The organism is Aliikangiella sp. G2MR2-5, from assembly GCF_015687155.1.
GTDB lineage: Bacteria > Pseudomonadota > Gammaproteobacteria > Enterobacterales > Kangiellaceae > Aliikangiella.
In genome coordinates, this window is sequence record NZ_JADPQF010000006.1 from 106,433 (window position 1) to 133,127 (window position 26,695).

Consider the following 26,695-nt stretch of genomic DNA (forward strand, 5'->3'; position numbering starts at 1 on the left):
ACGTCACTGATAAACTCCTTCACCAGCGTATTTTTTCATTCTGCAAATAGCATGGACTCAAAACTGGTAAAATGGCAATTATTGCCACAAGACAGAGTTATTCCGCGCTATCAATGTCAAACATAAAATTTTGTGTAAGGATTAAACCTCAATGAAAGATTCTACCCAGTCACCACAGGTTAAGTACCGTAAAGACTATCGACCCAGTCAATATTTGATCAAACATACTCGACTCAACTTTGAACTCCATGAGCAGGACACTCTGGTAACATGCGAACTACAAGTCTACCGCAACCCTTTGGATAGCAATGACCAGCTGGAGCCGCTAGTACTAGATGGTGTTGAATTGGAACTGATGGAAATCTCCATTGATGGTACAAACCTCTCTCAAGAAGACTATGAACTGGAAAAAGAAATTCTAACGGTCAAAAAGGTCAGTGAAGCCTTTACTCTGAAAACTCGTGTCAAAATACAGCCGCAAAATAATAAGTCGCTGGAAGGCCTGTATACTTCGGGAGGAAAATTCTGCACTCAGTGTGAGGCAGAAGGATTTAGAAAGATCACCTTTTATCTTGACAGGCCGGAAATCATGTCGGAGTTCAATGTTCGTGTTGAGGGAGAGAAATCCCGATACCCTCTATTGCTTTCCAATGGTAATCCGGTCAATCGAGGCGACCTGGATGACGGCCGCCACTTTGTCGAGTGGCACGACCCTTTCCCCAAACCCTGTTACCTGTTTGCATTAGTTGCCGGTGATCTGGACTGTCTGGAAGATACCTTCACCACAATGAGTGGGCGGAAAGTAAAACTGGAACTTTATGTTGATAAAGGAAAACTCGATCAGTGTCAGTTTGCGATGGATTCTTTGATCGCTTCAATGAAGTGGGATGAGGAAAAGTTTGGTCGAGAATATGATCTCGACCTATATATGATAGTCGCGGTCAGTGACTTTAATATGGGCGCCATGGAAAACAAAGGGCTGAATGTTTTTAACACCAAATATGTTCTTGCTAATGAAAAAACCGCCACCGATGCTGACTTTGAAGGGGTCGAACGTGTCATAGCCCACGAATACTTCCATAACTGGACCGGTAACCGGGTCACCTGCCGTGACTGGTTCCAGCTGAGTCTGAAAGAAGGCCTGACCGTATTTAGAGATCAGAAGTTCAGCGAAGATATGCAATCAGAGGCAGTGCAACGAATTGACCAGGTTAAAATCATTCGCGCGGCGCAGTTTGCAGAAGACTCAGGTCCAATGGCCCACCCTATTCGCCCCGACTCCTATATAGAAATGAATAACTTCTATACGGTAACCGTGTACAACAAAGGTGCTGAAGTCATTCGCATGATGCATACTTTACTCGGTGAAGCCGGCTTTAGAAGAGGTATGGACTTATATTTCGAGCGCCACGACGGGCAAGCGGTTACCTGTGAAGATTTTGTCAAAGCAATGGAAGATGCCAACGACAAAGACTGGAGCCAGTTTAGAAACTGGTATCGTCAGGCGGGAACTCCCCAGGTTAAAGCGAGTTTACAAAAGCTGGATAACAGCCTGTTTGAGCTCACCTTTGAACAATCATGTCCGGCGACTCCCGGACAGTCGGAAAAAGCACCTTTCATGCTGCCGGTAAAACTGGGCTTCTTGAATGAATCCGGTCAGGCGGTTAACTTTACTCTTGATGGCAGCTCAGACTCTCAGGAAGAAGCGCTGATAGTTGTTACTGATTCAAAACAGTCTTTTAAATTCCAGGCAGATTCTGACAATCTTGTTCCATCATTATTACGCGACTTCTCTGCCCCGGTAAAACTCGATTACAACTATAGCCAACAGGAACTGGCTACTCTGTTTGCCTCCGACCCCAACGCTTTTAATCGCTGGGATGCAGGACAAAATCTGATGGCTAAGATATTGTTAAGTGAAGCTGAGGAAATTAGCGAACAGGACTTAACAATTGTCGGCGATGCTATCGATAAAGTTTTACACGATGAGTCCCTGGATAATTCGCTCAAAGCTTTAGCCGTTCAGGTACCAGAACTTAGTAGCTTAATCGGTTTGTCTGACAGTATTAATGCCAATCAGCTCTTTGCCAAACATAAGCAGTTGAAAAAACATTTAGGCAGTGTGCTGGAATCTAAATGGTTTAATATCTATAACACAACTAGCGGTAAAGATGCCGGCGAACGCTGGCTGAAAAATGTCGCCCTTCGTTATATGATGATTGCTGATAGTGACAAGCATTTTGAACTTGCGGCCAATCAGTTAACCCATGCCAGAAATATGACGGAAGAATTAGCGGCATTACAAGTTATAGCAGCCTCAAAAGAAGGATATAAGTCGGAGTTTGTTCAGCACTTCTATAATAAATGGAATGAAGAAGAACTGGTTATGGATAAATGGTTTAGTGCTCAGGTTGTCAACGACGATGAGAACATTTTAGATCATGTTAATGAGCTGTTGAACCATGAAAAATTCTCAATCGAAAACCCTAACAAAGTGAGAGCTGTAGTCAGTATGTTTGTAGCAGGAAACTTGCCGCAGTTCCATAGCGCAACAGGACGAGGCTATGAGTTCCTGGCGAATATCATTATTCGCTTAAACTCAATTAACCCACAAATTGCCGCCGGACTTTCCAAGCAGTTTAACCAATGGAAAAAGTTTGACGACAAGCGACAGGCGTTAATTAAAGAGCAGTTGGAAAAAATCAAAATGACTGAAAACTTATCTAACGATGTTTTTGAAATTGTCGATAAGTCTTTAAAAATGTAATCACTCTAATTTGCCTAAAACCACCGAAGTCCTGGACTTCGGTGGTGAATAGGTGAGATTAACGCGCTCATGTAAGTGTGCCAGCGCAGAACGTTGTTCTCACCTAAATGACCAACATCAGTGGCGTTCATTCTCAAACAAAAGAAAACATCAGTTCAAGTTTCGAAGCTATATCAGTTCTGGAAATTGAGGGAAGAAAAGTGTCAGTGATCATAAAGTATTCAGAGTAAGTCGGCCCTGTTTATTTCTTGATCGAGTTGTCGCCAAGCAGCGAATCACCTGATCTGTGATCATCTATAAAATGTTTTTTGACAGGTTTATCCACAGATATTGTGAGTAACCACAAAAACATCAATAAAACCAAATAAGCCGATCCAATATTCACAAACATAATCGACAAAAACCTGCGAGAGCGCTCTGCGCACAACGCGGTTGTTATTACTAATATGAACAATAACAACGGAATTCATTCTAAAACGAAACAATCTTTTAGATAAGGTTTCAAAACTATGGAAGTTTTGGAAATCGAGAAGAGAAAAGTGACAGTGATCAGAAAGTATTCAGAATAAACCTGCACTGATCATTTCTTGATCGAGCGGGTGGCAAGCAGCGGAATACCTGATCTGCGATCATCTATTAAATGTTTTTTGACAGTTTTATCCACAGGAATTGTGGGTAACTGGGGATACGGGCACAGTAGCGCTGAACAAGAAACGACCAGCCTCCCTCTTTCTGCTTTCGGCATAATCATTACTAAACGCTACTCAAAAAGAGCCGGTAAGTAACAATAATATAAGAAACTCTGATATTAAATATCTCAATTGTTCGCTCTCTTTTTGCTTAAAACAGCCAACCACAAAAAATATTTTTCACACACCGAATCTTTTTGGGTACAGGGTACGTCATTCCATTTATAAGCATGAAATTAATAGTAGTCCGAATACAATTAGGAGCCCTTATGTGCCAATCAACTCACTCTTCTCAACTATTTCCACATGGAGAACTTGAGCAAGTATTCCCCAATATCTGGTTTGTACAAGGTGGCTGGGATATGCCTGTACCTTTAAAACCAAGAATTTCTCGCTCCATGGTAATTATCAGACACAGCCAGGACTCGATCACTCTGGTTAACAGCATGAGGCTCAACGACGAAGGGTTAAAGCAACTGGAGGCCCTGGGCCGAGTTGAAAATGTGATTCGTCTTGCTTCTATGCACGGCGCCGATGATAACTTCTATCGTGAGCGTTATGGGGCAAAGGTTTACGCGTTGAAAGGCACACAATATACACGAGGATTAACCGTTGATATCGAAAATACCAAAAGCTATCTGCAGCCAGATTTCTGGTTTGACGAAAAAACTCGCCTGCCTATACCCGAAGCCAAGGTCTGGGTAATGCGAAGCCCCAAGCTAAAAGAAGCCTGTCTTCTATTGCCTCAACATAATGGAATTCTTCTATCAGGTGACATGCTGCACAATACTCCCAGGCCAAACTCATTTACCAACATCACTGCCAAATTATTTATGCGCCTTTTTGGCCTGGCCCGCTCGTACAATATCGGTGTGGGCTGGTGGCACATGACCAAACCCAGTGGAGATGAATTAAGGCAACTGCTAACATTGCCATTTGAGCATGTATTGCCGATTCACGGTGAACCGGTTATTGGTAACGCCAAAAACAAGTATCGGAAGGCTATTGAACGATTTGCATCTCGCTCCGATGCAAAGCAGTGGCATTCGAACACAGACTCAAATACAGGACATCCAGAAAGAGAAATGAGGGGTTAACAATGGTGGAAGCAAGCAAGCAAACTCAGACACAGGCGGTCCAATCTAAAACAGACTTTCTGGAGCTGTTACCACAAGTTCGACCCGCTTTACATCGATACTGCACGCGCCTGGCCGGTTCCGTATTTGATGGTGAAGATCTTACTCAATTGGTGCTCGAAAAAGCACTGTTTAAATTATCAGAAAACTTGCCCATTGATAACCTGCAAGGCTGGTTGTTTCGAATCGCCCACAATGCACTAATTGACAACTATAGAGCAGCGAAATCTCGTCCGGAAGGACACCTGCTTGACAAAGAACAAGAGGAAATATCCTCTCGTCCTGCAGCATTAGATGATCTGGACTGGCTAATGTCTCTTCCACCATTACAACGAAGTGTTCTGGTACTAAGTAATGGTTTTGGCTATAGCGCAAAACAAAGTGCAGAAATACTCCACACAACCGAGGCTTCGATAAAGTCAGCACTAAACAGAGCAAGAGAGCATCTGAAACAATATCAGCCTACCAAAACTGTTGGCGACTTAAATGAAGATGACTGCAAACGTTTACGCTTGTATAGCGAGCTGTTCAATGATCGAAAATTCGATGCCCTGCTCGAATTAACCATTGATGAAATAAAGCTTGATATGGTAGCCAAGGCACAGCTAGCAGGCCGTAAAGATATAGAGTTCTATTTTGGAAATTACGATTCACTGACTACCTGGCATGTAGAGCCTGGTATTGTTGATGGCAAGCCCGCTGTACTGGTATTTGAACCAGCGATCAGTGTGAAGAAACCTCAGTATATTATCCTCCTTGAATTCGAAGCCGATGCGTTAAAACGTATTCAGGATTTTCGCTATGCCCGTTATGTAATGGACTCAGCCAAATGGCAGTCTGTAGCAACAAACTAGATAGAGGAGAAATTTATGAGCCACATACATATTAAACATCATCAACTCTTGAAACATCATCAACTCTTGCTTGAAATCTTAGCAGTATTCACTCTATTTTTCCTGGTTAGATTCATTGCAAAGTATTTAGCTGTTCCACTAAGCGGGCCATTGGCTACAGTAATTTCTGTAGCTGGAATTTATGTTTTGTACTTGCGTTACGGTAAAAATTTCACTCCTCTGGGATTACGTCGCCCTGAAAATTTATGGAAAAGTTTAGGTGTCATTTTGATAACTCTAATACTGACCATCTTCCTGGCGGTTATCCTTCTTCCCTATTTAAAATCAATGACAGGTTACACGCCTACAGGCGAAAGCAGTCGCTTTGACTATATTCAAGGTAATCTATTAGCCCTGGTGTTTAGTGTCGTTGGTATTGCCTGGATTGCAGCGGCGTTTGGCGAAGAAGTTTTGTTTCGCGGCTTTCTGCAAACCCGTTTGGTTCAGATCTTTGGGGAGACGAAAAAATCCATAGCGATAACGATAGGATTACAGTCTTTGCTTTTTGGCCTTCTTCACGGTTCGATTTTAGCCAATCAGATTTTTGCAGGATTGATCGCAATCTTATATGGAACAATTTATTTTACACTGGCAAAACGTTCATTATTACCACTTATTATTGCTCATGCGATTCCTGATACCATCTCATTTATTCAAATATATAATACCTGATAGCTACCTTAATTATGTAGTCTGGGTGTCTGCAAATTTCTAGCCCAGGAGACTTGTTTTCCCCATACAACTTAAAGCGATAGCAGGTAAATCAACAAGTGTTCTTCCTCCTTTAGTTAGGGGAATCACTCTCGGTGATATTCGACTGAAATTGTACATGAACACTAAGCTCCTACCTTATAGTTTAAGCACTATGATTTAAGCAAAGAGCTTCTAGTAGTTAATTTAGAAACAACACGAACACAGGAGGGTATTAAAATACTCACCAACACCAATTACAGCACAGGGATATTCAAAATTAGTGAGAAGCTCATTTTTCACCCTGTTTCCAGCCAAAGTAGGTGACGAGCCAACCAAATATCATTGCGACTGTAACAATAACACCTAATTGAAAGGTCGACATAAATATCAACCAGTCGCTCCACCATTGCATCTTTCCGATCCAGGTGTATGCGATACATTGCACCAGAAACATAATTGCCGTGAACAAAAAAGGCATGCCAAACCTTCGGTTTCGCATATACAACCAGAGGGTCAATAATATTGCTAACGAAATAGATAAATAATATGCGTAACTTGCATTATCTAAGTTATCCAGATTTTCACCGGAAAACTGAAAACCTGGCAAATATAAATTAAATAAGCGAGAAGTGACAGGTTCAATCAGCAAGACGGGAATCGATAACATATAGCCCGCGTGTAATTTAAAATTATTACGTGTCTTAAGTGCGAAAAAATAATGATAACTGACTGTAATAATAACAATGGCACTAACCGCTGAGAACGCTGGTCCGAGGACGATTCGAGCGGGGTCGGGATTATTCGCCAAACCCACACCGTTATTGTACATAACCAGAAAAAGTCCAGCTAAAAAGCATGGAAAAACGACAAAACTCGCTAATCCAATTTTCTTGTGCAGTTTTCTATTTCCATTGTGAACTAACCAGGATTGAACAACGACCAATAGCAACCAGAGAGTTGAGGTCGCACCATGTATATGAAGAGCAATTGAAAGTCGATTAAAAACGGAGAAGTAAGATGGCCAAAAAGCAACATACAAGAGCATTATTAAACCAAAAATCCAGAAATGCGCTCTTGAATACGGCATATACACCTCAAATGAAACACCAGAATTCTGTTTAACCAACTTTAAAGAAAGATGATATTTTGTGGCGTTTATTAAAACATATACTGTTTATCTATTAATTAACATAGATAAAAATAGTCATTTCCTCAAGTAGGAATCAAACATAGATCAATGAATATTTCTCTGCAATAGAAAGACTAAAATATATTAGCTGCTTTTAACAGAAGTCCTTTGACTTGAACAGTCGAATGACAATGATGTTTTACAATTTCGACAGGCAGCAGAGAAATAAAGTTTAGCCTTGATGATTAGTTAAATACGAAGGTTTGGCGCGACAGAAACCTTTAACAGCCACTGTCACTCTCACTACTATCAGGAATGATCCTTAGGTCATAAAACTCAGCCTGAAACTCACCTTCGGATTCAATCACAAACGGTGATACTACCTTGCTCTTTTTGAATCCATCAATATCAAAGCAACTAAGCGGTATGCTAATACTCGTCCACTTTCCGGTAGGATTAGCGGCTAGCTGTTTATTGATATTCACCCTTGAGTGACAATCAGGCTCACAATACATTGCTAGGTCGACTTTTGCTTGTGGCGCCTGATTTATTTTCATTTCAACTTTAAGAACGGCATTGGTTTCAAAAATACCACGAAAATCATTCGGAAAATCTTCGCTAAAGCCATAGAGGCCTTTACCCCGCCCTTTAAAATATATCTGGGTTACATCTTCCTGTACAAAGCGATCGATTTTTCTTAGCTCAACATTGTCAGTGATTTCAACACTTGAAGTAACATTCTTTCGACCTTCACTGCTTCCTATAAAGGCGCGCCATGGTTTACTCTTTTTTTTCCCAAGAATAACCAGCTCAGGACGACTGGCTTTTGACATTTCCTTTTGTTCAGACAAATGATTCGAAAGTAGCGAACTGTCTCCATACTTGAGCCCAAAGCCATAAGGCAGCAACGGCTGATACTCCCTATCATTTCGATTAACCGCAGTCTGCTCTGCTTTCGCAGGCCAGGAAAACGAAAGCTTTCCTTTGAAGTCATGTTGAATATTTCCTTTAGCGTCAGTAAATAAAACTTCGGCAACGGCATTTCCTTCGGAACCGGGCAACCAGAGTGCCACAAATGCGTCAGATTGATTTAGTTCTGCATTAACCCACAGAGGACGGCCACTGATAAATAAAGATACTACCGGTATTCCCTGTGATTTGAGCTTTTTAAGTAATGCTAAATCCTTCTTGTTTCCCCGTTGGTACTCGAGATCATCAATATCGCCGTGTCCTTCCGCGTAAGGTTCTTCCCCGAATACAACAATGGCAACATCAGGTTTATCTTGAAAGTCACCATTTTCACTTAGAATAACCTTTCCACCAGCCGCATGAACCTGTTCTGCAATACCATCATAGATTGAACTTCCTCCAGGAAAATCATCATTGCTATTACCTGTACCTTGCCAGGAAACTGTCCAACCACCGGACTGCTTGCCAATATTGTCAGCGCCATCTCCTGCAACCAGAATTTTTTGCTTTGGATTTAACGGCAATAGCTGTTCATGATTCTTAAGTAAAACCATTGACTCCCTAACCGCTTGCTTTGCTATTTCTCTGTGTTCTTTCGCACCTATCAGCTCTAACCTTCCAGAGAACTTTCGATTAGCCGGACTCGGCTTTTCAAACAGACCAGCTCTAACCTTCACCCTAAGTATCCGGCTAACTGCGTCATCGATTCGACTCATTGAAATAACACCATCTTTAACCTGTTGCACGGTATTATGAAATAACGGCTTCCATGAAGAAGTAGGCGCCATAAATATATCCAGGCCAGCATTGATCGATTGCGGACAACTCTCGTTGGTACATCCTTCGATTTGTCCGTGCCCGTTCCAGTCACCAACCACAAGGCCATCAAACCCCATTCTATCTTTTAAAACTCTTGTCAAAAGATAAGAATTACCGTGGTTCTTTTTCCCATGCCAGCTATTGAAAGAGGCCATTACAGTTTGTGCACCAGCAGTTAAACCACTGACGTATCCCTGAGCGTGAACTTTATACAGTTCAGTTTCAGAATCAATATTATTACCCTGGTCATTTCCACCAATAGTCCCGCCATCTCCCAGAAAGTGTTTAACCGTACTAATCACACGATTATCATTCATAAAATCTTTACCAGGCCTTCCCTGTAAACCATAAACAATCGCTCTTGCGTACTCCCTGACGATTTCAGGATCCTCAGAATAACCTTCATAAGTGCGTCCCCAGCGATCATCTCTGACTGTAGCCACTGTGGGCGCAAATACCCAGTCAATCCCCGTTGCCATTACTTCAGTTGCGGTGGCTTGAGCAATCTTTTCAATTAGTGCAGCATTGTTGGCTGCACCTAGTCCAATATTGTGAGGAAATAAGGTTGCACCAATAACATTATTATGACCGTGGACAGCGTCAGTTCCCCACATCGTTGGAATCTTACTACCATCTAAAGAATCATCGATTGAAGCCTGATATAACTTCTCGGCTAGTGCTATCCAGTCTTTTGGAGTTGAATGCTTATTATTGTTAGGAAAAGCACCACCTCCATTTAAGTAGGATCCAAATCCGTATTTACGCATATCCTCAACCGTAATATCCCTGATTTCCGGTTGTATCATTTGCGCAACTTTCTGTTCAATAGTCATATTCTTTAGCAATTCTGATACTAGCTTCTCGACTCGACTATCTTTTTGTACTTCAATATTGAGCTTTGGCCAAACATCAATATTACGACTCTGGTAATCAATTGAATTGGAAGCACACGCGGACAAAAAAGTTACCAAGGATATGACTAATAATTTTACCGTCTTATTTTTCATTGTCTTATTCGCCTTCCCTGTTAGTTACGTTCGATACGACTGCCGAAGAGTCCGTAATAGGCAATATAGGCATAACAAATTGCGGGCAGGAAGAATGCCATTTGTATTCCAAGATTATCTGCAAGCACCCCTTGTAGTAGCGGCACAAACGCTCCGCCTACAATGGCAAGGCATAATATTCCGGAGCCATGACTGGTACTTTTTCCCAAACCTTTGACTGCAAGACTAAAAATGGTTGGAAACATAATTGAGTTAAATAACCCAACCGCCAGAATACTCCACATGGCAAGGGAGCCGGTTGTATTCATACTAAGCACGACAAGAAACATTGCGCCCAGAGCATGAATAAAGAGGATGATACCTGCATTGAATTTTTGCATTATTACTGCACCAATAAAGCGTCCAACCATGGCGCCGCCCCAATAATAGGCGATTAGCTTGGAAGCAACGGCTTCATCCAGATTGCCAATATCTGGCTGGCTAAAATAGTTAACCAGAAAAGAACCTATTGATACTTCAGCCCCGACATAAACAAATATTCCAATCGCGCCTAAAACGAGATGAGGATAACTCCATGCTGAACGAATCTGGTTGTGACTTTCGTGCTTTTCGATCTCAATCGAAAGCTTTGGCAGCTTGACTTGAAGAAATATAATGGCCAAAACAACAAGAGCACCACATAAAATGAGATAGGGAACTTTTGTTGCTGAACCGTCAATAACTGCCGGTCCACTTTCATTTGAAGAAAAGATTAGAAATGCCCCAAAAAAAGGAGCCACAGTTGTACCTAATGAATTGAAGGCCTGAGTTAGAGTAAGACGAGACGATGCGGTTTCCTCACTACCCAGAGCGGTAACATAAGGGTTGGCAGATACCTGAAGTATGGTAATTCCAGAAGCAAGAATAAATAAAGCAAACAGAAATAAGGCATAAACTTTTGAAATTGCAGCAGGCAAGAAAAGTAAACAGCCAAAAGCAGCAATAGCTAATCCTGTAACAATACCGCGTTGAAATCCAATTTTGCCTACAAGCTTGCCAGCAGGTAAAGAGACAACAAAGTAGGCGCCAAAAAAACAAAACTGAATTAACATCGCCTGCGTATAATTTAGCTCAAACGAAGCTTTTAGATAAGGTATTAAAATATCATTCAGACAAGTAATAAATCCCCACATAAAAAATAATGATGTGAGTGTAACAAGCGCAAACCGATTACTATTGCGACTAGACTTCTGCTCTAGTACAGAAGCAGAAATTGAAGAGCTTTGACTGGCCATTGCAAATATTCCTGAATTAGTTTGAGCCGAAATTCATCAAAAAAACTTCTCGGCTCAGGAAAAGCTATGAGCCGAGAAGTAAGGCGACGACTAAAAGTTATATCCAAAACGAAGGCCGTAATTTCTTTGAGCCTTTACCGCTATTGGCGTAGTACCTGCGTACCCTTGCCACCAATTAACGTCTTCGTCAGTCAGATTGTAAACATAGGCTTCACCAAACCAGCTTTTATCTGCTGAGGTGTAGTTTAAATTGAAGGTTGCCATCGACCATGAATCTCTTTTATCAGAATAGATTGCCAGATCGATATTTTCATTCAGGTCAGTAGAAGCAATGTTCCATTTGTCGGTGTTATCTAATCCGACATAAGACTCATCTTCCCAGTGGAAATTAAGAAATGGCGTTAACGTTGCTCCACTATCGAAGTTAAAAGTGTGGCTCACGTTGATGGTCAAAGCCATTTTGGGAGAGTATGGTAGCTCATTTCCTTTCAGATTTCGCTGCCATGGACGAGGATTTTCCGGATCAAAATCTTGCGTATCAACGTTGGCAAAAACTTGATTGATCTCTGTTCCCCAGTTCTTCCAGTAGTCGGAGGTAATTTCAGTATCAAGGAAAGTTACCCAGCCACTGATTTTTCCATTTTCCCAGGCTTCCCAATTGGCTTCCAGCTCTAATCCCTGAATCATAGAGTTAGCAGCATTTCGGGTAAGAAACGTACCAAGGTCCTGTACAGAATCAACAATCTGACCTGAATCGGGATCAAATTCCTGAACCGTAATATGGTCGAAAATAGTCCATTGAGTAAACTGTTGTCCCTTGTAGTCACTGTAGAAATAGTTAGCCATCAAATCCAATGAACCGTCCAGTACGGATGTTTTAACGCCCAGTTCATAGGTTGTAACGGTTTCTTCATCGTAGGAGGTGTCGAAGCGAGTTCCATCACTTTGTTTGAAGAGGACGTCGCCATTACCTCCACCTTTGTAACCATCAGCCACATAGAAATAAAGCAATGTATCGACATCATATTGCCAATCAAAACCGATTCGATAAGTTGTTGCAGACCACTCATTTTTAACATCGTTTTCGGTGTCAATATTCCAGTCGGCAAGAGACATATCCGGGTAGTCATAAAAATCAGCAGGTAGTGCATTAAGTTCATCTCTCTGCCACGAGGGATCATACCCTGAATCAGGATCAAACAAAGCTCCCCAATCTACAGTTCCCCAGGCATCGGCAACATAACATGCTCCCCAGCAACCATAGTTACGACCTCCAATATCCTGTTTGGTATCTTTGGTATGTCGTACACCAAAGGTAAAGAACATATCTTCCTGAAATTCATAAGTTGCCTGACCAAATACCGCTTCAGACTCAACAGTTCTTTTCGGTTGCAACCACAAAGCCACACCGCCCATAGCGCCATGGTACTGTCCATTCATATAGTTGCTTTCTTTAAATTTGAAATAGCCAGTTATCCACTGAAAAGGACCACCATCGGTTGATTTCAAATTGATTTCATGTGAATAAGAATCGTAGTCCGTATCGACCCATTTCAACATTTGATCCCAAAAGTAATAACCCTGGTCAAGATCAATCTGTCCTGTTCTTTCCTGGCTTTGATAACCAGCCAGATAAACCATTTGCATATCAGGAGTAATATCGTATTCAAATCGAGAACGGTAACTATCAAGCACCATATCGTTCTTGCCAGGAATATTGACATATGCCGTAAAATTATCTTCGTCGCCCCATATATCTGTACAGCTACCACCATTTACATCGCTCGGACGATTGGCAATTCTTTCGCAGTCTCTTCCAAAAATTCCACCGGCACTGTTATCTCTATAGCGTTCGAAAGAGAATTGCCAGGACATATCGTCTCGCGGGATCCAGAGCGAGGAAATACGGAAAGAATAGTTATTTTTGTTGTTATAGAAGTCCTCCGGGTCAGCCAGAACTTCTTCATAATAGGTATCGGCAAAAGGTACCAGAGCAGCCCAGTCGCGTGTTGCTGGCGCCGTTGTTTGCTCGACCGGTGTCAGCTGACTATAGTCAAGATCCAGATATCTTTGATCCCATTGGTTAGGATCATAGTAACCGGTAAAGTTTGAGTCCTGCTTTTCAGTAGCGAAAGCCGCACGAATAGCAAAGTTATCGGTAACGGGCAGGTTTAGCATTCCTTTAAAAGCTTTCTGATTCCAACGCCCAGCTTCAACTTGTGCAGACCCTAGAAATTTGTCAGTTCTTGGTTTGGATGAAATGATATTCATGCTACCGACAGTAGAGTTTCGGCCGAATAAGGTGCCTTGAGGTCCCCGCATCACTTCCACTCGCTCAGTGTCGAACATTAATGATAGAGCGCCTTGAGGACGAGGAGAATAGATCCCGTCATAATGAATTCCAACAGCAGGATCACCCCATTCTGTTGTATTGGTCGAGCGCACTCCACGCAGTGTAATGATTGGAGCAGAAGATTCGTTGTCCACCATAATACTCATATTCGGGACAAGATTATTCATGTCTTTAACGTTCTTTATGCCGAGCTTGTCCAACTCCTCTTCTGAAAAAACAGAAATAGCAATTGGCGTTTCCATTAGATCGGTGTCACGTTTAGTTGCCGTAACAATGACAACATGTTCGTCTTCGTGTTTAGCTTCTTCTTTGACTTCCTCATTAACGTTTGCCTCTTCCGCATAAACCATTTGCGGAAGACTGAACATCATATTAGTTGCAGCTAAGGCTACAACAATAGGCTTTAATCGCATCTTCATCATTTCCACCCTTGAAATTTTTATTATCCGAGAGAACGGTATAGCGATTGCAAATTGTTATAGCTAAAGTCCACTTTGTATCTGGTATCCAAGCTATCAACCTAGTTGTTTATGATTGCTATCATTTAACTCAACCGTCTCACTAATAGCCGCATCAGGTGCAGCTACAGCCAGAACAGTTTGCGGAATAAGTTCACCAGCAACAACGCAATTTCGGTATCTCGAAAACAAAATGCGGCCAGATCATCTTATCGAGCTGTTTTGCGATAAGCCGATACATTATTACGACAAAACGCATCGGTCTTACAGAATGATTTTTTGTAGTTTTTGCTTTACCTCTGCGGCATAGTGACGACTAGCTTTAAGCTTGACGTCATTGTCTAGAATCAGTTCGCACTCAGCATTTTTTAACTGCTTTACCCCTTTTACCTGCGAAATATTGACCAGAGTTGATTTGTGGATCCTGATAAAAAGCTCTGGATTCAGTTTTTCGACGAGCTTTTTCATTGTAATTCTTAAAATATAGGTTTCTGCAGATGAATGAATACACATATAATCCCCCGCAGCATCAACCCACCGGATATCTTCGACAGAAACCAGAACTTTACTATTATCTGACTTTCTTATTGACAATTTATCGCAAAAATCAGCTCTTTCACTTTGCTCCAAAGGGAGCTCCAGATCAGAGTCCAACCACTGGTTAAGCGCTTCATAGGAAATTCCAGATGTCTTATGCAGGGCTCTGAGAAGCTTTTCATGCTTATCATCTTTACCTTCAGCAAGAACGAAAAGTTTCTCAATCGCTTTCTTTAATCGACCGAGATTAACGGGTTTAAGAATATAGTCGACAACATTAAGCTCAAATGCATCCACCGCATATTGGCGATATGCAGTAACGAAAATAATCAAGGGATTACTTTCATAAGAAATCGCCTGCGCAACTTCAAGTCCGCCTATTCCTGGCATTTCCAGATCAAGAAATACAACATCAGGCTTTTTCTCCTCATAGCAACTCATGGCTTCTTCACCATTTCGGCATTCTGCTATAACTTTTATTTCCGGAAACTGCTCCAGGCGCAATTTTAACCCTTCTATGGCCAGGGGCTCATCATCAACAATCATTGCCGTTAGGTTCTTACAAGTCATTCCCAGCCCCGATACTGTTTAAAGGAATCTTAATTTCGATTATCGTTCCGCTATTGTTATTGAGCTTGATCGATAAATCAAATTCAGTTCCAAACATTGTCTGAAGTCGCTGTCTGGTGTTTGTCAGTCCAATCCCTTGAGACTCTCTTCCTTCGGATTCGATATCATCATGCATAACGGAATATCCGGGTCCGTCGTCAACAACCTGAACAACAAGCTTGTCTTCAAGTTTTTTTGCGCGAATCCAGATAGTCCCCCCCTCTTTTCTCCCGGCAATACCATACTTAACAGCATTTTCCGCAAGAGGCTGCAACAACATGCTGGGGAGCATGACATCTAACACATCGCTATCAATTTCAAAATGGACTTTCAGACGATCAATAAATCTTGCTTCTTCTATTTTTAAGTAGAGTTTCAACGACTCAAGCTCCTGAGAAAGAGTAGACACAGACTCGGGAGTTTGTTCCAGTGAAAAGCGAAAAAAAGAACACAATTGCTCAAGCATTTCATTCGCTCGCTGATTATCATTCTTTAAAATGAGAGTAGAAATTGCATTTAGCGTATTAAACATAAAATGAGGGTTCAATTGATATCTTAGCATTTGTAACTGGGCTTCTTTAGCCTGGTTTTCAGCTTCCAATGAACGTTGATGCTCTGCTTCGAGCTGATTGTTATACAAAATAATAAAAGAAACGGCTGTCCAGATTAACATGGTTGCAAGAGAAAAAAGATACCAGCCACCAAATTCCGTCCAGTTCCATTGAGTCCAATCAGTTTGGTAAACAATAATTCGATGAGTAATCAGTTTAATTAAATTAAAAACCCCGGCTAAAGTCGCCGCAGCAATAACGCTCGCCAGTACGGTGAAGCGGATAGGCAAGTAAACAATTCTTCTAACTAGTTGCCAAATAAGAATTGAAAAAATAAAGCCTGTTAAGGTTTCGACAACCAGATGTAGTAATTGTGATGATTTATCGAAATCGGTGTCTTGCGGTGCAATCACCGCAATATAGACAATAACAGCGTAACCTAGCCAACCTGATATTTGTAACCACCAAAACTGTCTTCTTTGATTTCGTCGGCGATTTGTCGAGTATTCTGACTCATGATCTAAAATAGGGATTGGCATATTGAGAACTATTTTCTTGAAAACTATGTTTTATACAACAATTGAGAGGAACACATCAAATGCTTTCACGATAAAACATAGAGGGTTGGCTAAAATAGGTCAACTTCACTTTGTTCGAGCTCAGTCGTAAGATGCCCTTCATCAATTAACTCTTCATAAGAAGCGAGTTTATTTCGACCCGTATTTTTAGCGAAGTAGAGTGCTTTGTCTGCCTGCTCAAAAACATTCATCGGATAGTCATGAGGAGACATTTTTGAAAGTCCGATACTAATGGTTATCCGCCCGACAAGAGGAAACCTCTGAGCTTCAACTTTCCGACGAAAAAAATCTAACTTGCTCTTTGCCATCTCCAGAGTTGTTGGCTCAAGAACAATGACAAACTCCTCCCCACCAAAACGAAAAAGTAGATCACTTCTTCGAAAAAAGCTCTGCATGCTTTGAGATAATATGAGCAACACCTCATCGCCACAAACATGACCAAATTTGTCGTTCACTCTTTTAAAATGATCAACATCGACGACAGCCAGCCATGAAAATGAATCGATATGATGCCCCCTTTGATCATTTTTGCAAATTGCACTATCCGCAGGATTATACTGATTCCTTACCTGTTTTCTTAGCAGACCACTCAGCTTTTGTTCAAATGTTTGCCGGTTTAATAATCCCGTCAACTTATCTCTTTCACTCAGGTTTAAAACAATAAGATAGTTCTCGTAAATTCGACAAAATGCATTAACTAACACCTGTTGTCCCGGATCGAGTTTCGGAAGTTCCATATAGATGACACCAATCGTTTCATCATTGAGAGAGATAGGAAACCATCGCTTATCAAAGCCTCTCGGGTCTTCAACTGTAATAGGACAGTTAGAGCTCATACATGACACAAGCTCGTTATCCAGAGATTGATTCACTTCTCGCTCTCGCCAGTGATACTTGTTGTCGCTGTCAATTGAAAGATGTAAGGATTCTTCAATGCCGTTTGAATTAAAGAATTTCAAATCTTTATAAATAGAGACTCGACTACAGTTAAGAAACTCAACAAGTGTTTTTACTAAACTCAGCTCGAGAGAATCTACATCAGAGTTCTTTGTGATTTTTATTACTGAGTTTAGAATTTCTTCATTCACACAATCACCTCTCGAGTATAGAGCGTCTCTGGCTTTCCGTTTGCGCTCGGAATTTACTGCGCTAATAATTGCTCTGTGTGGTTTATTACCGGGGAAAGCTTCACGCAAGAATACTTCTATTGACGGTATCTATTTGAATATAGCAGTAAATCTTAGGTTCTTCTATTAATGGCCAGCGTCGGATGCCTGTTATGCCCGGGACATTTCCCGCTCTCGGGAAACGAAAAAACTTCATATTCAGGACTTAAACGCGTGGATAAGCTATTAATTTTAATAGATTTAAAGTTATAATCCGGCACAGAATTCGGATGTTTGGTAGTAGGAAATGCCTAAAATACTAGTTCTTGATTGTTATAGACATACATTGGCCGTTATCCGTGCTCTGGAAAAAGCCGGACACACTATCATACTCGGCTGTACCCAGGAGGACTTGAGCTACGGTAATGTTCATTACTCGAAAGCCTGTAGCCAAACCTGGCTTCATAGCGATATTGTTGATTCAGCGGATAAATTCTGTCATGAACTTGTCGAATTCCTCTCACAAAACACGGACATAGAAGCCATTTTCCCGGTCGGCGAAGATTCTCTTCGCGTGATTCTTTCTATTCACTCAAAATTACCTGAAAGCGTCACTTTAATATCTCCAGAAAAGATGATTGTTGATGAGTGCCTGGATAAACCGACATCGGTCAGAATCTTAGAGTCGCTCGGAATAACTGTCCCAAAATCAGAAACAATAACATCGCAGCAAGATCTGGAAGCCTTTAAGAGCCATACAGGATTACCTATCATTTTAAAGCCTCTCGATTCAAGACATTTGCTCTTAGGAGAAAAGTGCCTGAGAATCACTTGTGAAGAAGAATACCAAATACTAATGCAGGACAAATCGGCTCTTAGTTCTCCAGCTTTGGCACAAAGTCTGATTGAAGGCAAAAGGCACAACTGCATGTTCGTTGCGCAAGATGGTCAGTTGCTAGCCTATTTTGAATCTAAAGTTATCAGGACTACTAAGCCAAATGACACAGGTTATAGTGTGCTTGATCAGTCAATTGAACCGACAGCTCAGCACCTCTCCTGGTGTAAGTCTCTGGTTGAGCATTATCATTATACGGGAATTGGCTGCATACAATTTCTCAAAGATGAAAACACTGGAAAAAGCGCATTTCTTGAAGTTAACCCAAGAACCGATGCTACGATAGCCATTGCTACAGGATGCGGGATCAACCTCCCCGACTTTGCAGTAAGAGCCTGCCTTGGAGAGAAGGTTACTGCGCAAACAGATTACAGGATCGGCTTAAAGCGCCATTGGTTAATGGGGGACATTACCTTAACCAAAGCCTTGCTTTTATCAGCTCCAGGGAAGTTGATATTGCAATTGCCGTCACTGCTTTTTCACTGGCTCTTTGCTGATATTCGCACTATTTGGCAACCATCAGATCCGGGTCCAACGATAGCTTTTTACCTGGATAAAATAAAACGAAAGCTATTTCGAAAATAAACCTTAAGGTAGTTTCAGCCTTAACTGGGGCAATGACATAACCAATAATTGAGCCATTGTTCTTAACGATATTCCGCAATTAATTATCCAGTTAAATTTGCTAACAAAAAAGCCCCTCAACAGAGGGGCTTTCGTTCAACCGTTTGCTGAACTATTTTGCTATTGCCAGTTACCAGACAAGGTTACACCGGAATAGCTGTTATAGGCCCTCACTCCAATGTACCAGGTACCTGCTGCAGGATTGGTAAAGCTACAACTCTCTTCGTTGCCCCACTTATATGGACGACAGTCGTAGTTTGAAGTAGTCACCTGTGACCCTTGCTTAACATACAGATCGGCATCACCACTACCGCCGGTGATATTAAGATCCAGTGTAGCCATACCCGCAGGAACTTCGATGGTGAAATAGTTCCAGTTTCCGGAACTCGCAGAGAGATTACCCTCATTGATGCTTCCGGCACCTCCACCGCCACCGTTTTCATCATATGATGCTGTCAGCGACATACCAGAAAATGCAGAGTATCCGCGGATCATCACATAGTAACGGCCTTCACCAGGCGACGCAAAGTCACAATTTTCGTTATTGCCGCTCTTATATGGACGACAATCATACGTACTTGTCGTTGGTGCAGCACCGAAACGAACGTAAAGGTCAGCGTCGCCACTGCCGCCTGCAGTAACAAAACTCAAGTTACTTGCGCCAGCAGGAACATCAATATAATACGCAAGCTCTTCACCTTGTGCTCCCGACAGATTGGTTTCAGCAACGCCATTTGAAAGCTGGCCGTCGCCGCCTCCACCGCCGCCATTATCTTCGGTAAAGCTAGCGGTCAGACTTACTCCAGAGAATGAAGAATAACCACGAATCATCACATGGTAACGACCGGTACTTGGCGTTGCAAAGCTACAGGTTTCGCTATTGCCGCTCTTATATGGTCGACAATCGTAGCTACTGGTTGTTGGCGCAGCATCAAACTTCACATAAAGATCAGCATCGCCAGAGCCTCCGCTCATCGCAAATGACAAGTCAGTTGCACCAGCAGGCACATCGATAAAGAACTCAAGCTCGTCGCCCTGGGCGCCACTTAGACTGCTTACCGCCTGCCCATTGGTCAGCTCTACAGGATCGGTGCCACCACCGCCTCCGCCGCCATCAGGGTTGCCTTCACAACCATATTGTGCCAAATAATCCACCGCAGCCTTAGCTTGAACAAGACCATAGCCATAAGACTGATCTCGACCGCTAGACCCCAGATCTTCCGCAGAATCGTTCAATGCTTTTCGAATTTGGGTCGCTGTACAGTCGGTATAGTGACTCCAAACCAATGCCGCGACACCAGAAACATGCGGTGTTGCCATCGAAGTACCATCCCATGAAGCGTATTGATTATTTGGAATGGTTGATCTTACGCTAACGCCGGGAGCAGATAATTCAACCTGACTATTTTTTTGCGAGAAGTTTGCAATCTGTTTGCTGCTATTTAACGCGCCAACTGATACCACCGCATCATAAGATGCAGGATAAGAGAAAGCGTCGTTGCCACTTGAACTACCACTGTTTCCAGAAGCCGCAATTGAAAGTACACCATTGGATAATGCATTTTCAAAAGCGTTAGATTCAGCAGTACTGGACTGGCCACCGCCAAGGCTCATACTGATAACATTTGCACCGGCAGATACACATTGATTCACCGCTGCAACCAGATCCGAGCCATATGCCCAGCTACCTGAATCGTTAAATACTTTAACAATATGCAAATTCAATAAGTTGCTGGGGTTTACTCCTACCACTCCAACACCATTACCACCTATACCGGCGATAGTTCCAGCAACATGAGTACCATGACCATGGCCATCGTTGTACCAGTTACCTGTGTCATTACCATTACCATCATTGTCATCACCGTCAATGTTGCTTGCGGTGTATGGCCTCAAGTCTTCATGATTTGGCGTGTACCCGGTATCGGTAATACAAACTTTGCGGTTCGCAGTATTTGCATCACTTACCTGATCTGCCTGAACCAGACCGATGCCATAGGGCGCACTTTCAGCCATTGGCACCGGATCGCTTGATTCCATTGTAGGAATAAGAAATCTTTTAGGATCCTGTTCGATAAATAGAACTTTCCCGGATGCTTCCAGATCTGATAGTTGTTTTAAGCTGAGTTCAGCAGCAACCGCATTGCTCAACATTAAGTTGCGCTTAACTTTGGCGCCAAAACTCTTTACATGCTGTGCATTGTTTTGTGCTCTAGCTTGAATTTGCTCATTGGTCATGAGCGACATTGGTGTAGTGTTGCCGTCCCACGCATCTTTGAACTGAATAATGTAGCGCTGTTCAGCAGAAGCTGCCCCAACAGTACATGCGCTCAATATCAGTGATGCAGCAATAGACTTTTTGAAAAGCTTAGTTGTCATTTTAACTTTCAAAGGTCTTCTCCTTGATTGTAATTATTTAAGAATAAGCCCTGGTTGGAAAAGAAATGACTACAGGCAAGATCATCTGGTCCTAACGATAAAGATGCCTATTTCTTGTATAGTTTTTGTCCAAGGCAAATTTAGCTTAGTTGCTGAAGAAGTGACCATCAATACGAGATTATTAAAAATATTGAATTTTTATCGGTAATATTCACACTTATCTCAAAGGGATAATTTAATGGAGTGTTACATAAATTATATTGGCCAATTCAGAAGTTTTGATAATAATTCTGGTGTGTATTTTTACTCCGCTTTGCTTATTTACTCGAGCGCGTTATTCTTTTCGAAATCCATGCTCAATTTCAGAAATTAATCTGGAGTAAACTGAGTTCTATTTAGGCTGACGATAATTTGTCCCTGTGCGCAAGGTGACTTATAATCCAGCTAGAACCATAAAAATTATTTGGCTTGGCTTCTTGCCCTGCTTTTGGGAAAACCTATAAAAAGAGATTATACATGGCGATCATTTCATGCCCATCTTGTAAAGAACGAGTTTCCAACAAATCAAAGAGTTGTCCCCACTGTGATTTTGACTTCGAATCTGGCAAATCCACTGATGGACTTAATGAAGAACAACTCGCCAATCAAGAAAAGCTGGCCAACTTAAAAAAGCGCTATTCCCTACAAATGCAAGCGATGGCAGGTATTATCCTTTTTCTGTTCGGCTTTATCATGTGGTACTTTGTTGGAAAACAAGGACTCAGCAAATTAACTCACTTTATTGAAATAGGACTCGCAGTACTGGGTGGCGTCTGGTACATAATCACTCGAATACGACTGATGGCCTATAAGCGCTCACAAAAGTAAGATTACAGATGTTCAAGCCGCCTCTAGCCCAGCTTGAACATCTGTTTAAATGACTCCTGACTCAACTTTTCGCTACTCCTGGTCTCAACAAGCACTGAAGAATCAAATTCTTCACACTGTTTCCAGTACTTGTCCATATTTTCCGGATCCCAGTCAAATATGCGTTCATCTTTCGGCAAATAAGTTTTCATCTCTGCTTTCTCCTTAGAAGCACAAAGCTCCTCTTTACTAATCTGGTGTTTCAACTAGCCAACTTCGACTAACCTTGAAATCAGCATATACAGTTCATGTGTTCGTCCTCGGCAGCATTAGGGCTTTTAACAGAAGAATTGTGGCAAAATAGTGGCAATATCAATTGCTTGAAAAACGTCTTGTGCGTCGGTAATTAAGAACAATTCAATTTCCATATAAATGGCCTTTTCGTGATAAAATGACGACAATTAGCGATTAAAAGGAGCTTTACATGCGCCCCCTCTTCGATAACCTTATTGTTTTAGCATTCTGCCTTTTGGCATCCCTTATTTTTGTAGGATCCGCCCATTCGAAAGTCTATAAGTGGGTCGACAAGGATGGAAAAGTCCATTACTCCGATAAACCTCAAGGAAAAAATGCAACAGAACTTGATATAAAAAAGGACATCAACAAAAACAGTCAACGGGAAGCTCAAAATAGAAACCAGGAATTGATAGACTGGCAGAAGAAGCGACTCCAGGTCCAGATGGAGACAGAAAAAGAACAAAAAGCAAAAGCCGAAAAAGAAGCCCGGGAAAAAAAAGCACATGAGACAAAATGTCGTTTGGCGAATTCTCAGCTTGGTACGCTAAAAGCACAAATCAGAATTCTGACGGCAAACGAAAAAGGAGAACAATACTTTATGTCGGATGAGGAAAGGAAAAAGGAAATTAATATGTTAGAAACATTTATCAAACAAAACTGTTAAAGGTAAATATTGAGAAAATCGAGACTTGGGCTTGCAAATTTTGAATCAAGTCTCGAATTAACCGGACACGGAAAGCGGTAACTAGTCTCGAAAATAATTTTCAGTATATCTTGGCGGCTACAGCAATAAAGCGGAAGTTTACTTAAAAACTGTATCTGGTCTCAAAACGGTCATTTGCGGACATCGATTTTAATTAACACTGACACCAGTTTTCCTAACAATAAAGTCAGCCCACTACATAGAAAACTTGACTTCATTTTTACCTCTTCTGAAATTAGGCATAACGCCATCCGCAAAAGCCGACCGGAGGGAGGTCTTGCACCTTTAGGTGCGAATTGACAGATTTTGTTAGGTGTAAACTCTCTAACTTAAAGTGATTCATAAAAAGTAATTCCTGAGTACTCGTCAAATTCTTTACGCTCTTGCTCGGTAGCCAATCTACTACGTGTAACACGAATAGTATAACCACCCTTGACTCGTCCATTATCATTTACCATCCAATCGAACACATCATCATATTCAAATCCGAGCCTCTGTCCAACTTGGTGCCACTCTTGTAGCTCTTTTGGAACTTCAAAGAAAACTCCCGATAATAGTTTCTCATCTTCATGATAGTAAACGCCGCTAAGCCATAGATACAAAAACTGATCCACACCAGTCTCTTCAGAAAAGTCTGGATCTCGAAACCTCAGTTTTGCCATGTACGCGACATCATTTTGCTCCTTGACCATTGCTATAAATTCATGAATCGTATCAGCAGCTCGCGCATGAGCATTTTCGATTTCCGCATCTTTCGAATTTACATTTCTAAACCTTGGTTCACTCATATTTCTTCCCGATTATCGGCCACCTAACGCTTCAATTTGTAGCTTTGCAGTTGGTTTGTTATGTCTTACGTATCTCATTGATTTTAACCGTAATATTTTGATAAAGCTCATCTACCCAGTCGCCGTAGCCAATAGGTTTTACTAACTCATTTTCTGAGGGGTCTACTGGCGTAATAATTACTTCAACGTTGGCCTTACCGACACGGTGCACCAAAGTGAACAACTCTTCAATAGCGGGATCACCCATAGCTAGGCACCCAATTGAAACAGCTTTTCCGTGAATAAATATATTTGTGCCTGGCTCATTACGACCTTCCTTCTTTGCGTGTTTTAAATCGAATGAGTTTGGATAATCCAACTTCATTGAAAGGTGATACGAACTATTTGGGTTAAAATGGAGTATTTTATAGATCCCTTCAGGGACCTGCCTATCACCCTCTATCAACTTTGGACCTAAAACACCACTGGCGGCTTTGATAGGATAGGTTTTTATTAATTTCGATTTCTCTCCAATATGAGCCCAAACTTCAAGAGCATTTGTGTCTTTAATGGCTATAAAACTCACTGACTCAGGCGGGTATGCCATTCCTGCAGTGTCAAACTCTTTTGCTAGGCTTGTTTCCGCTCGTACACCATACTTTTCGATTACATCTAAAACTGATCTTTGACCCACTACATTCACATAGTACGGATACCAAATAGAACGACCGAAAATAAATAATAATCCCGCTATAGCAATTAAAACCATAAATGAGATTACGGATATTTTCTTCACTAATGGACTCATAGTTTTTTGACATAACTCCTCAAACAGTATTTCATCTACCGCTTTGTCTTTTTAGCAATTTTAATGTGTTTTAATTTCAGGATCATCGAGATGTTCGTTGATTTGTTCTAACAAAGCGTTAGATACATCTTTAATCGCATATTCTCGACCTTCAATAGCGGCTTTATAAACTGTCGAATGCGGAAAAGTATGTACTACAATTTTTTTGTGAGTTATGCAATAATCGTTACCTCGGGCATCTTCATACATACACCAAGCCAAATCGTGGTTCGCTATCAACAGTTCGCCTAAATATGCTCCTAGATTCCCAATAAGCTCATCAGGACTTTCCTTGTTTGTTTTTTCAGACTGTCGCCATTTAATTACAACCTGATCAATATCATCTTCGGTATACGAAACTTTCTCTCCCAAATACTTAACCATTATTTCCTTTCCCTGCTTGGACATCACTTTGATTTCATGCGTTTGAACTTCACTGAGCGCAGATATCAAAGGTTCACTATGCGTACTTGAGGGAAATAAGCCTGAAATAAAACTAAAAAATCCCATTAAAACTATCCTTTTCATTCGACATCTCTTTGTATTTCTAACGCCCAGCTTTTGGGCCGAAGAGAAGCGTAGCGGAACGAAGGTCCAAGCCACGCAGTGGCGCAAACAGCTGCTTGTTATGTTTGCTTATTATAATCATTTGCTACTTTCTTGATTTGGCCGAAGATGGAGTGGTACTGTGAACTTTATTCTACTCACAGTTTGAGAACCTGTAGCTAAATCTCCGCCGAGAGAACCAATACCAGCAATTGATAATTTTGCGCCACCATCTTTATTGCTGGACTCTGTTACTGCTACGTCGAACTCTACGTTAGTAATAAATCCACCGCTGACTGTGACCACGTTTTTTACTTTGTTATTTTCGTGAACAGCTAACTTATCAGGATTCAGACTTGAGGAGTTATTCTCGACAGAGTCTGTAATTTGGTTGAGTGTCTCAACTATAAACTCTTTAATATCCATTTTAAATTCTCCTTAAACATAACGCCTTTGTGTGGGGCGACTTTGTAGTTGATTTATATTTGTGCTATTCAAGCACAAATATGAAGCGACGTAAAAGACGTCCCTCACGACAAACTTGTTAGGAGCCCTACCACAATTTCCACCAAGGTTTTTTATTCTCTTTTTGTAAACTAGGAGTGATTGTTTTTACGCGAATATTTACCCAGTCTGGTTTGGGTTCGTTGTACATTGGAATAGCTATACCTATGGACTCGTTATAAAAATCAATTTCCTCCAAATCGAACACATAGTAAGGATCGCTTTCCTCACCAATATTATGACCAATGGGATTATTCTCAAAGGATAGCCTATCACCATGTATTTCTTCTGGAGAACCCTCCATAAATAAAATATGGCGTATTTTTTCACCGCTACTAAAATATAACCAACAACCAGATTCTGCTGTACTTTGGTAGATTGAAACGGTTGTGATTGTTTTTAGTTCTTGCGATAAATGCTTGGCTAAATCTTCATTCTCAGAAAATGAATTAAAATATATCTCAACAAGACTTCCTTCTCGTTTATATGAGTATATTGTAGGTGTTTCATCTCCGGAATTAAAAGAATCAAATTCGGTAGCCAACGGCCACTCCGTTTCGATACTCTCAGTATCACACGAATATTCTTTTTGTAGATACTCTTCAAGATATGAATTTATTTTTTCTACGTCATCAGAAGCTACATAAATCTTGCATACAGTAGACATAATTTGATTTGGCTCCTAACAGATTATTATCTTCACTAAATCACGATAATAC

The 26,695-nt window shown here is 41.3% G+C and carries 21 protein-coding genes; 7 read left to right on the top strand and 14 right to left on the bottom strand.

Features of this window, described 5'->3' with window-relative positions; translation table 11 throughout:
* Window positions 1-151 precede the first annotated feature (151 nt).
* The 4 genes from pepN (at window position 152) to IYN84_RS17240 (ending at window position 6,157) form a co-directional block, all read left to right on the top strand.
* Complete coding sequence (gene pepN / locus IYN84_RS17225; RefSeq protein ID WP_196140506.1) at window positions 152-2,767, top strand: aminopeptidase N; 2,616 nt, start codon at window positions 152-154, stop codon at window positions 2,765-2,767.
* A 958-nt stretch (window positions 2,768-3,725) separates the two neighbouring features.
* Window positions 3,726-4,553, top strand: a complete 828-nt coding sequence (locus IYN84_RS17230; protein ID WP_196140507.1) for a hypothetical protein — start codon at window positions 3,726-3,728, stop codon at window positions 4,551-4,553.
* A gap of 2 nt (window positions 4,554-4,555) precedes the next feature.
* On the top strand, window positions 4,556-5,446 hold the full coding sequence (locus tag IYN84_RS17235; protein ID WP_196140508.1) for an RNA polymerase sigma factor: 891 nt from the start codon (window positions 4,556-4,558) through the stop codon (window positions 5,444-5,446).
* Window positions 5,447-5,461: 15 nt separating this feature from the next.
* Complete coding sequence (locus IYN84_RS17240) at window positions 5,462-6,157, top strand: CPBP family intramembrane glutamic endopeptidase (RefSeq protein WP_196140509.1); 696 nt, start codon at window positions 5,462-5,464, stop codon at window positions 6,155-6,157.
* 310 nt (window positions 6,158-6,467) lie between these two features.
* Here IYN84_RS17240 and IYN84_RS17245 read toward each other — a convergent pair whose 3' ends face one another.
* The 7 genes from IYN84_RS17245 to IYN84_RS17275 all read right to left on the bottom strand — a co-directional run bounded on the left by IYN84_RS17245 (window position 6,468) and on the right by IYN84_RS17275 (window position 17,550).
* Window positions 6,468-7,265: a hypothetical protein gene (locus IYN84_RS17245; RefSeq protein WP_196140510.1), complete on the bottom strand. Its 798-nt coding sequence runs from the start codon at window positions 7,263-7,265 to the stop codon at window positions 6,468-6,470.
* Window positions 7,266-7,588: 323 nt separating this feature from the next.
* On the bottom strand, window positions 7,589-10,102 hold the full coding sequence (locus tag IYN84_RS17250) for an exo 1,3/1,4-beta-D-glucan glucohydrolase (protein ID WP_196140511.1): 2,514 nt from the start codon (window positions 10,100-10,102) through the stop codon (window positions 7,589-7,591).
* A gap of 20 nt (window positions 10,103-10,122) precedes the next feature.
* The gene (locus tag IYN84_RS17255) at window positions 10,123-11,376 is read right to left on the bottom strand and encodes a sugar MFS transporter (protein WP_196140512.1); all 1,254 of its coding nucleotides are present in this window, start codon (window positions 11,374-11,376) and stop codon (window positions 10,123-10,125) included.
* 90 nt (window positions 11,377-11,466) lie between these two features.
* Complete coding sequence (locus IYN84_RS17260; RefSeq protein WP_196140513.1) at window positions 11,467-14,142, bottom strand: TonB-dependent receptor; 2,676 nt, start codon at window positions 14,140-14,142, stop codon at window positions 11,467-11,469.
* 309 nt (window positions 14,143-14,451) lie between these two features.
* The gene (locus IYN84_RS17265; RefSeq protein ID WP_210330670.1) at window positions 14,452-15,294 is read right to left on the bottom strand and encodes a LytTR family DNA-binding domain-containing protein; all 843 of its coding nucleotides are present in this window, start codon (window positions 15,292-15,294) and stop codon (window positions 14,452-14,454) included.
* Window positions 15,284-16,423: a sensor histidine kinase gene (locus IYN84_RS17270; RefSeq protein WP_196140514.1), complete on the bottom strand. Its 1,140-nt coding sequence runs from the start codon at window positions 16,421-16,423 to the stop codon at window positions 15,284-15,286. The genes IYN84_RS17265 and IYN84_RS17270 overlap by 11 nt, the downstream gene beginning before the upstream one ends.
* Window positions 16,424-16,512: 89 nt before the next feature.
* Window positions 16,513-17,550: a GGDEF domain-containing protein gene (locus IYN84_RS17275; protein WP_196140515.1), complete on the bottom strand. Its 1,038-nt coding sequence runs from the start codon at window positions 17,548-17,550 to the stop codon at window positions 16,513-16,515.
* 325 nt (window positions 17,551-17,875) lie between these two features.
* On the opposite strand from IYN84_RS17275, the gene IYN84_RS17280 reads away from it, so the two are divergent.
* Window positions 17,876-19,048 carry an ATP-grasp domain-containing protein gene (locus IYN84_RS17280; protein WP_196140516.1) on the top strand — a complete coding sequence of 391 codons (1,173 nt, stop codon included), beginning with the start codon at window positions 17,876-17,878 and terminating at the stop codon, window positions 19,046-19,048.
* A 159-nt stretch (window positions 19,049-19,207) separates the two neighbouring features.
* Here IYN84_RS17280 and IYN84_RS21595 read toward each other — a convergent pair whose 3' ends face one another.
* On the bottom strand, window positions 19,208-21,478 hold the full coding sequence (locus IYN84_RS21595) for a pre-peptidase C-terminal domain-containing protein (RefSeq protein WP_305852102.1): 2,271 nt from the start codon (window positions 21,476-21,478) through the stop codon (window positions 19,208-19,210).
* A 504-nt stretch (window positions 21,479-21,982) separates the two neighbouring features.
* On the opposite strand from IYN84_RS21595, the gene IYN84_RS17290 reads away from it, so the two are divergent.
* On the top strand, window positions 21,983-22,333 hold the full coding sequence (locus tag IYN84_RS17290) for a hypothetical protein (RefSeq protein ID WP_196140517.1): 351 nt from the start codon (window positions 21,983-21,985) through the stop codon (window positions 22,331-22,333).
* Window positions 22,334-22,356: 23 nt separating this feature from the next.
* On the opposite strand, the gene IYN84_RS17295 is transcribed toward IYN84_RS17290, so the two are convergent.
* The gene (locus IYN84_RS17295; RefSeq protein WP_196140518.1) at window positions 22,357-22,524 is read right to left on the bottom strand and encodes a hypothetical protein; all 168 of its coding nucleotides are present in this window, start codon (window positions 22,522-22,524) and stop codon (window positions 22,357-22,359) included.
* Between the two features lie 272 nt (window positions 22,525-22,796).
* Between IYN84_RS17295 and IYN84_RS17300 the strand changes: the two genes are divergently transcribed.
* Window positions 22,797-23,273, top strand: coding sequence for a DUF4124 domain-containing protein (locus IYN84_RS17300; RefSeq protein ID WP_196140519.1), 477 nt, complete (start codon window positions 22,797-22,799; stop codon window positions 23,271-23,273).
* A gap of 368 nt (window positions 23,274-23,641) precedes the next feature.
* Here the strand turns inward: IYN84_RS17300 and IYN84_RS17305 are convergent, their stop codons facing one another.
* The 5 genes from IYN84_RS17305 to IYN84_RS17325 form a co-directional block, all read right to left on the bottom strand.
* Complete coding sequence (locus tag IYN84_RS17305) at window positions 23,642-24,100, bottom strand: DUF2314 domain-containing protein (RefSeq protein ID WP_196140520.1); 459 nt, start codon at window positions 24,098-24,100, stop codon at window positions 23,642-23,644.
* A gap of 58 nt (window positions 24,101-24,158) precedes the next feature.
* Window positions 24,159-24,875 carry a murein L,D-transpeptidase family protein gene (locus tag IYN84_RS17310; protein WP_371734990.1) on the bottom strand — a complete coding sequence of 239 codons (717 nt, stop codon included), beginning with the start codon at window positions 24,873-24,875 and terminating at the stop codon, window positions 24,159-24,161.
* A gap of 72 nt (window positions 24,876-24,947) precedes the next feature.
* Entirely contained in the window at window positions 24,948-25,454 is a 507-nt protein-coding gene (locus tag IYN84_RS17315) for a DUF3806 domain-containing protein (RefSeq protein ID WP_196140522.1), read from the bottom strand.
* A gap of 117 nt (window positions 25,455-25,571) precedes the next feature.
* Window positions 25,572-25,898: a hypothetical protein gene (locus IYN84_RS17320; protein ID WP_196140523.1), complete on the bottom strand. Its 327-nt coding sequence runs from the start codon at window positions 25,896-25,898 to the stop codon at window positions 25,572-25,574.
* Between the two features lie 127 nt (window positions 25,899-26,025).
* Window positions 26,026-26,643, bottom strand: coding sequence for a hypothetical protein (locus tag IYN84_RS17325; protein ID WP_196140524.1), 618 nt, complete (start codon window positions 26,641-26,643; stop codon window positions 26,026-26,028).
* Window positions 26,644-26,695 lie beyond the last annotated feature (52 nt).

Coding starts and splice junctions, on each gene's coding strand:
- IYN84_RS17265 (WP_210330670.1), bottom strand. CDS start 15,294: ATGACTTGTAAGAACCTAACGGCAATGATTGTTGATGATGAGCCCCTG.
- IYN84_RS17295 (WP_196140518.1), bottom strand. CDS start 22,524: ATGAAAACTTATTTGCCGAAAGATGAACGCATATTTGACTGGGATCCG.
- IYN84_RS17235 (WP_196140508.1), top strand. CDS start 4,556: ATGGTGGAAGCAAGCAAGCAAACTCAGACACAGGCGGTCCAATCTAAA.
- IYN84_RS17260 (WP_196140513.1), bottom strand. CDS start 14,142: ATGCGATTAAAGCCTATTGTTGTAGCCTTAGCTGCAACTAATATGATG.
- IYN84_RS17315 (WP_196140522.1), bottom strand. CDS start 25,454: ATGAAAAGGATAGTTTTAATGGGATTTTTTAGTTTTATTTCAGGCTTA.
- IYN84_RS17325 (WP_196140524.1), bottom strand. CDS start 26,643: ATGTCTACTGTATGCAAGATTTATGTAGCTTCTGATGACGTAGAAAAA.
- IYN84_RS17290 (WP_196140517.1), top strand. CDS start 21,983: ATGGCGATCATTTCATGCCCATCTTGTAAAGAACGAGTTTCCAACAAA.
- IYN84_RS17320 (WP_196140523.1), bottom strand. CDS start 25,898: ATGGATATTAAAGAGTTTATAGTTGAGACACTCAACCAAATTACAGAC.
- IYN84_RS17245 (WP_196140510.1), bottom strand. CDS start 7,265: ATGCCGTATTCAAGAGCGCATTTCTGGATTTTTGGTTTAATAATGCTC.
- IYN84_RS17255 (WP_196140512.1), bottom strand. CDS start 11,376: ATGGCCAGTCAAAGCTCTTCAATTTCTGCTTCTGTACTAGAGCAGAAG.
- IYN84_RS17300 (WP_196140519.1), top strand. CDS start 22,797: ATGCGCCCCCTCTTCGATAACCTTATTGTTTTAGCATTCTGCCTTTTG.
- IYN84_RS17250 (WP_196140511.1), bottom strand. CDS start 10,102: ATGAAAAATAAGACGGTAAAATTATTAGTCATATCCTTGGTAACTTTT.
- IYN84_RS17305 (WP_196140520.1), bottom strand. CDS start 24,100: ATGAGTGAACCAAGGTTTAGAAATGTAAATTCGAAAGATGCGGAAATC.
- IYN84_RS17230 (WP_196140507.1), top strand. CDS start 3,726: ATGTGCCAATCAACTCACTCTTCTCAACTATTTCCACATGGAGAACTT.
- pepN (WP_196140506.1), top strand. CDS start 152: ATGAAAGATTCTACCCAGTCACCACAGGTTAAGTACCGTAAAGACTAT.
- IYN84_RS17280 (WP_196140516.1), top strand. CDS start 17,876: ATGCCTAAAATACTAGTTCTTGATTGTTATAGACATACATTGGCCGTT.
- IYN84_RS17270 (WP_196140514.1), bottom strand. CDS start 16,423: ATGCCAATCCCTATTTTAGATCATGAGTCAGAATACTCGACAAATCGC.
- IYN84_RS17240 (WP_196140509.1), top strand. CDS start 5,462: ATGAGCCACATACATATTAAACATCATCAACTCTTGAAACATCATCAA.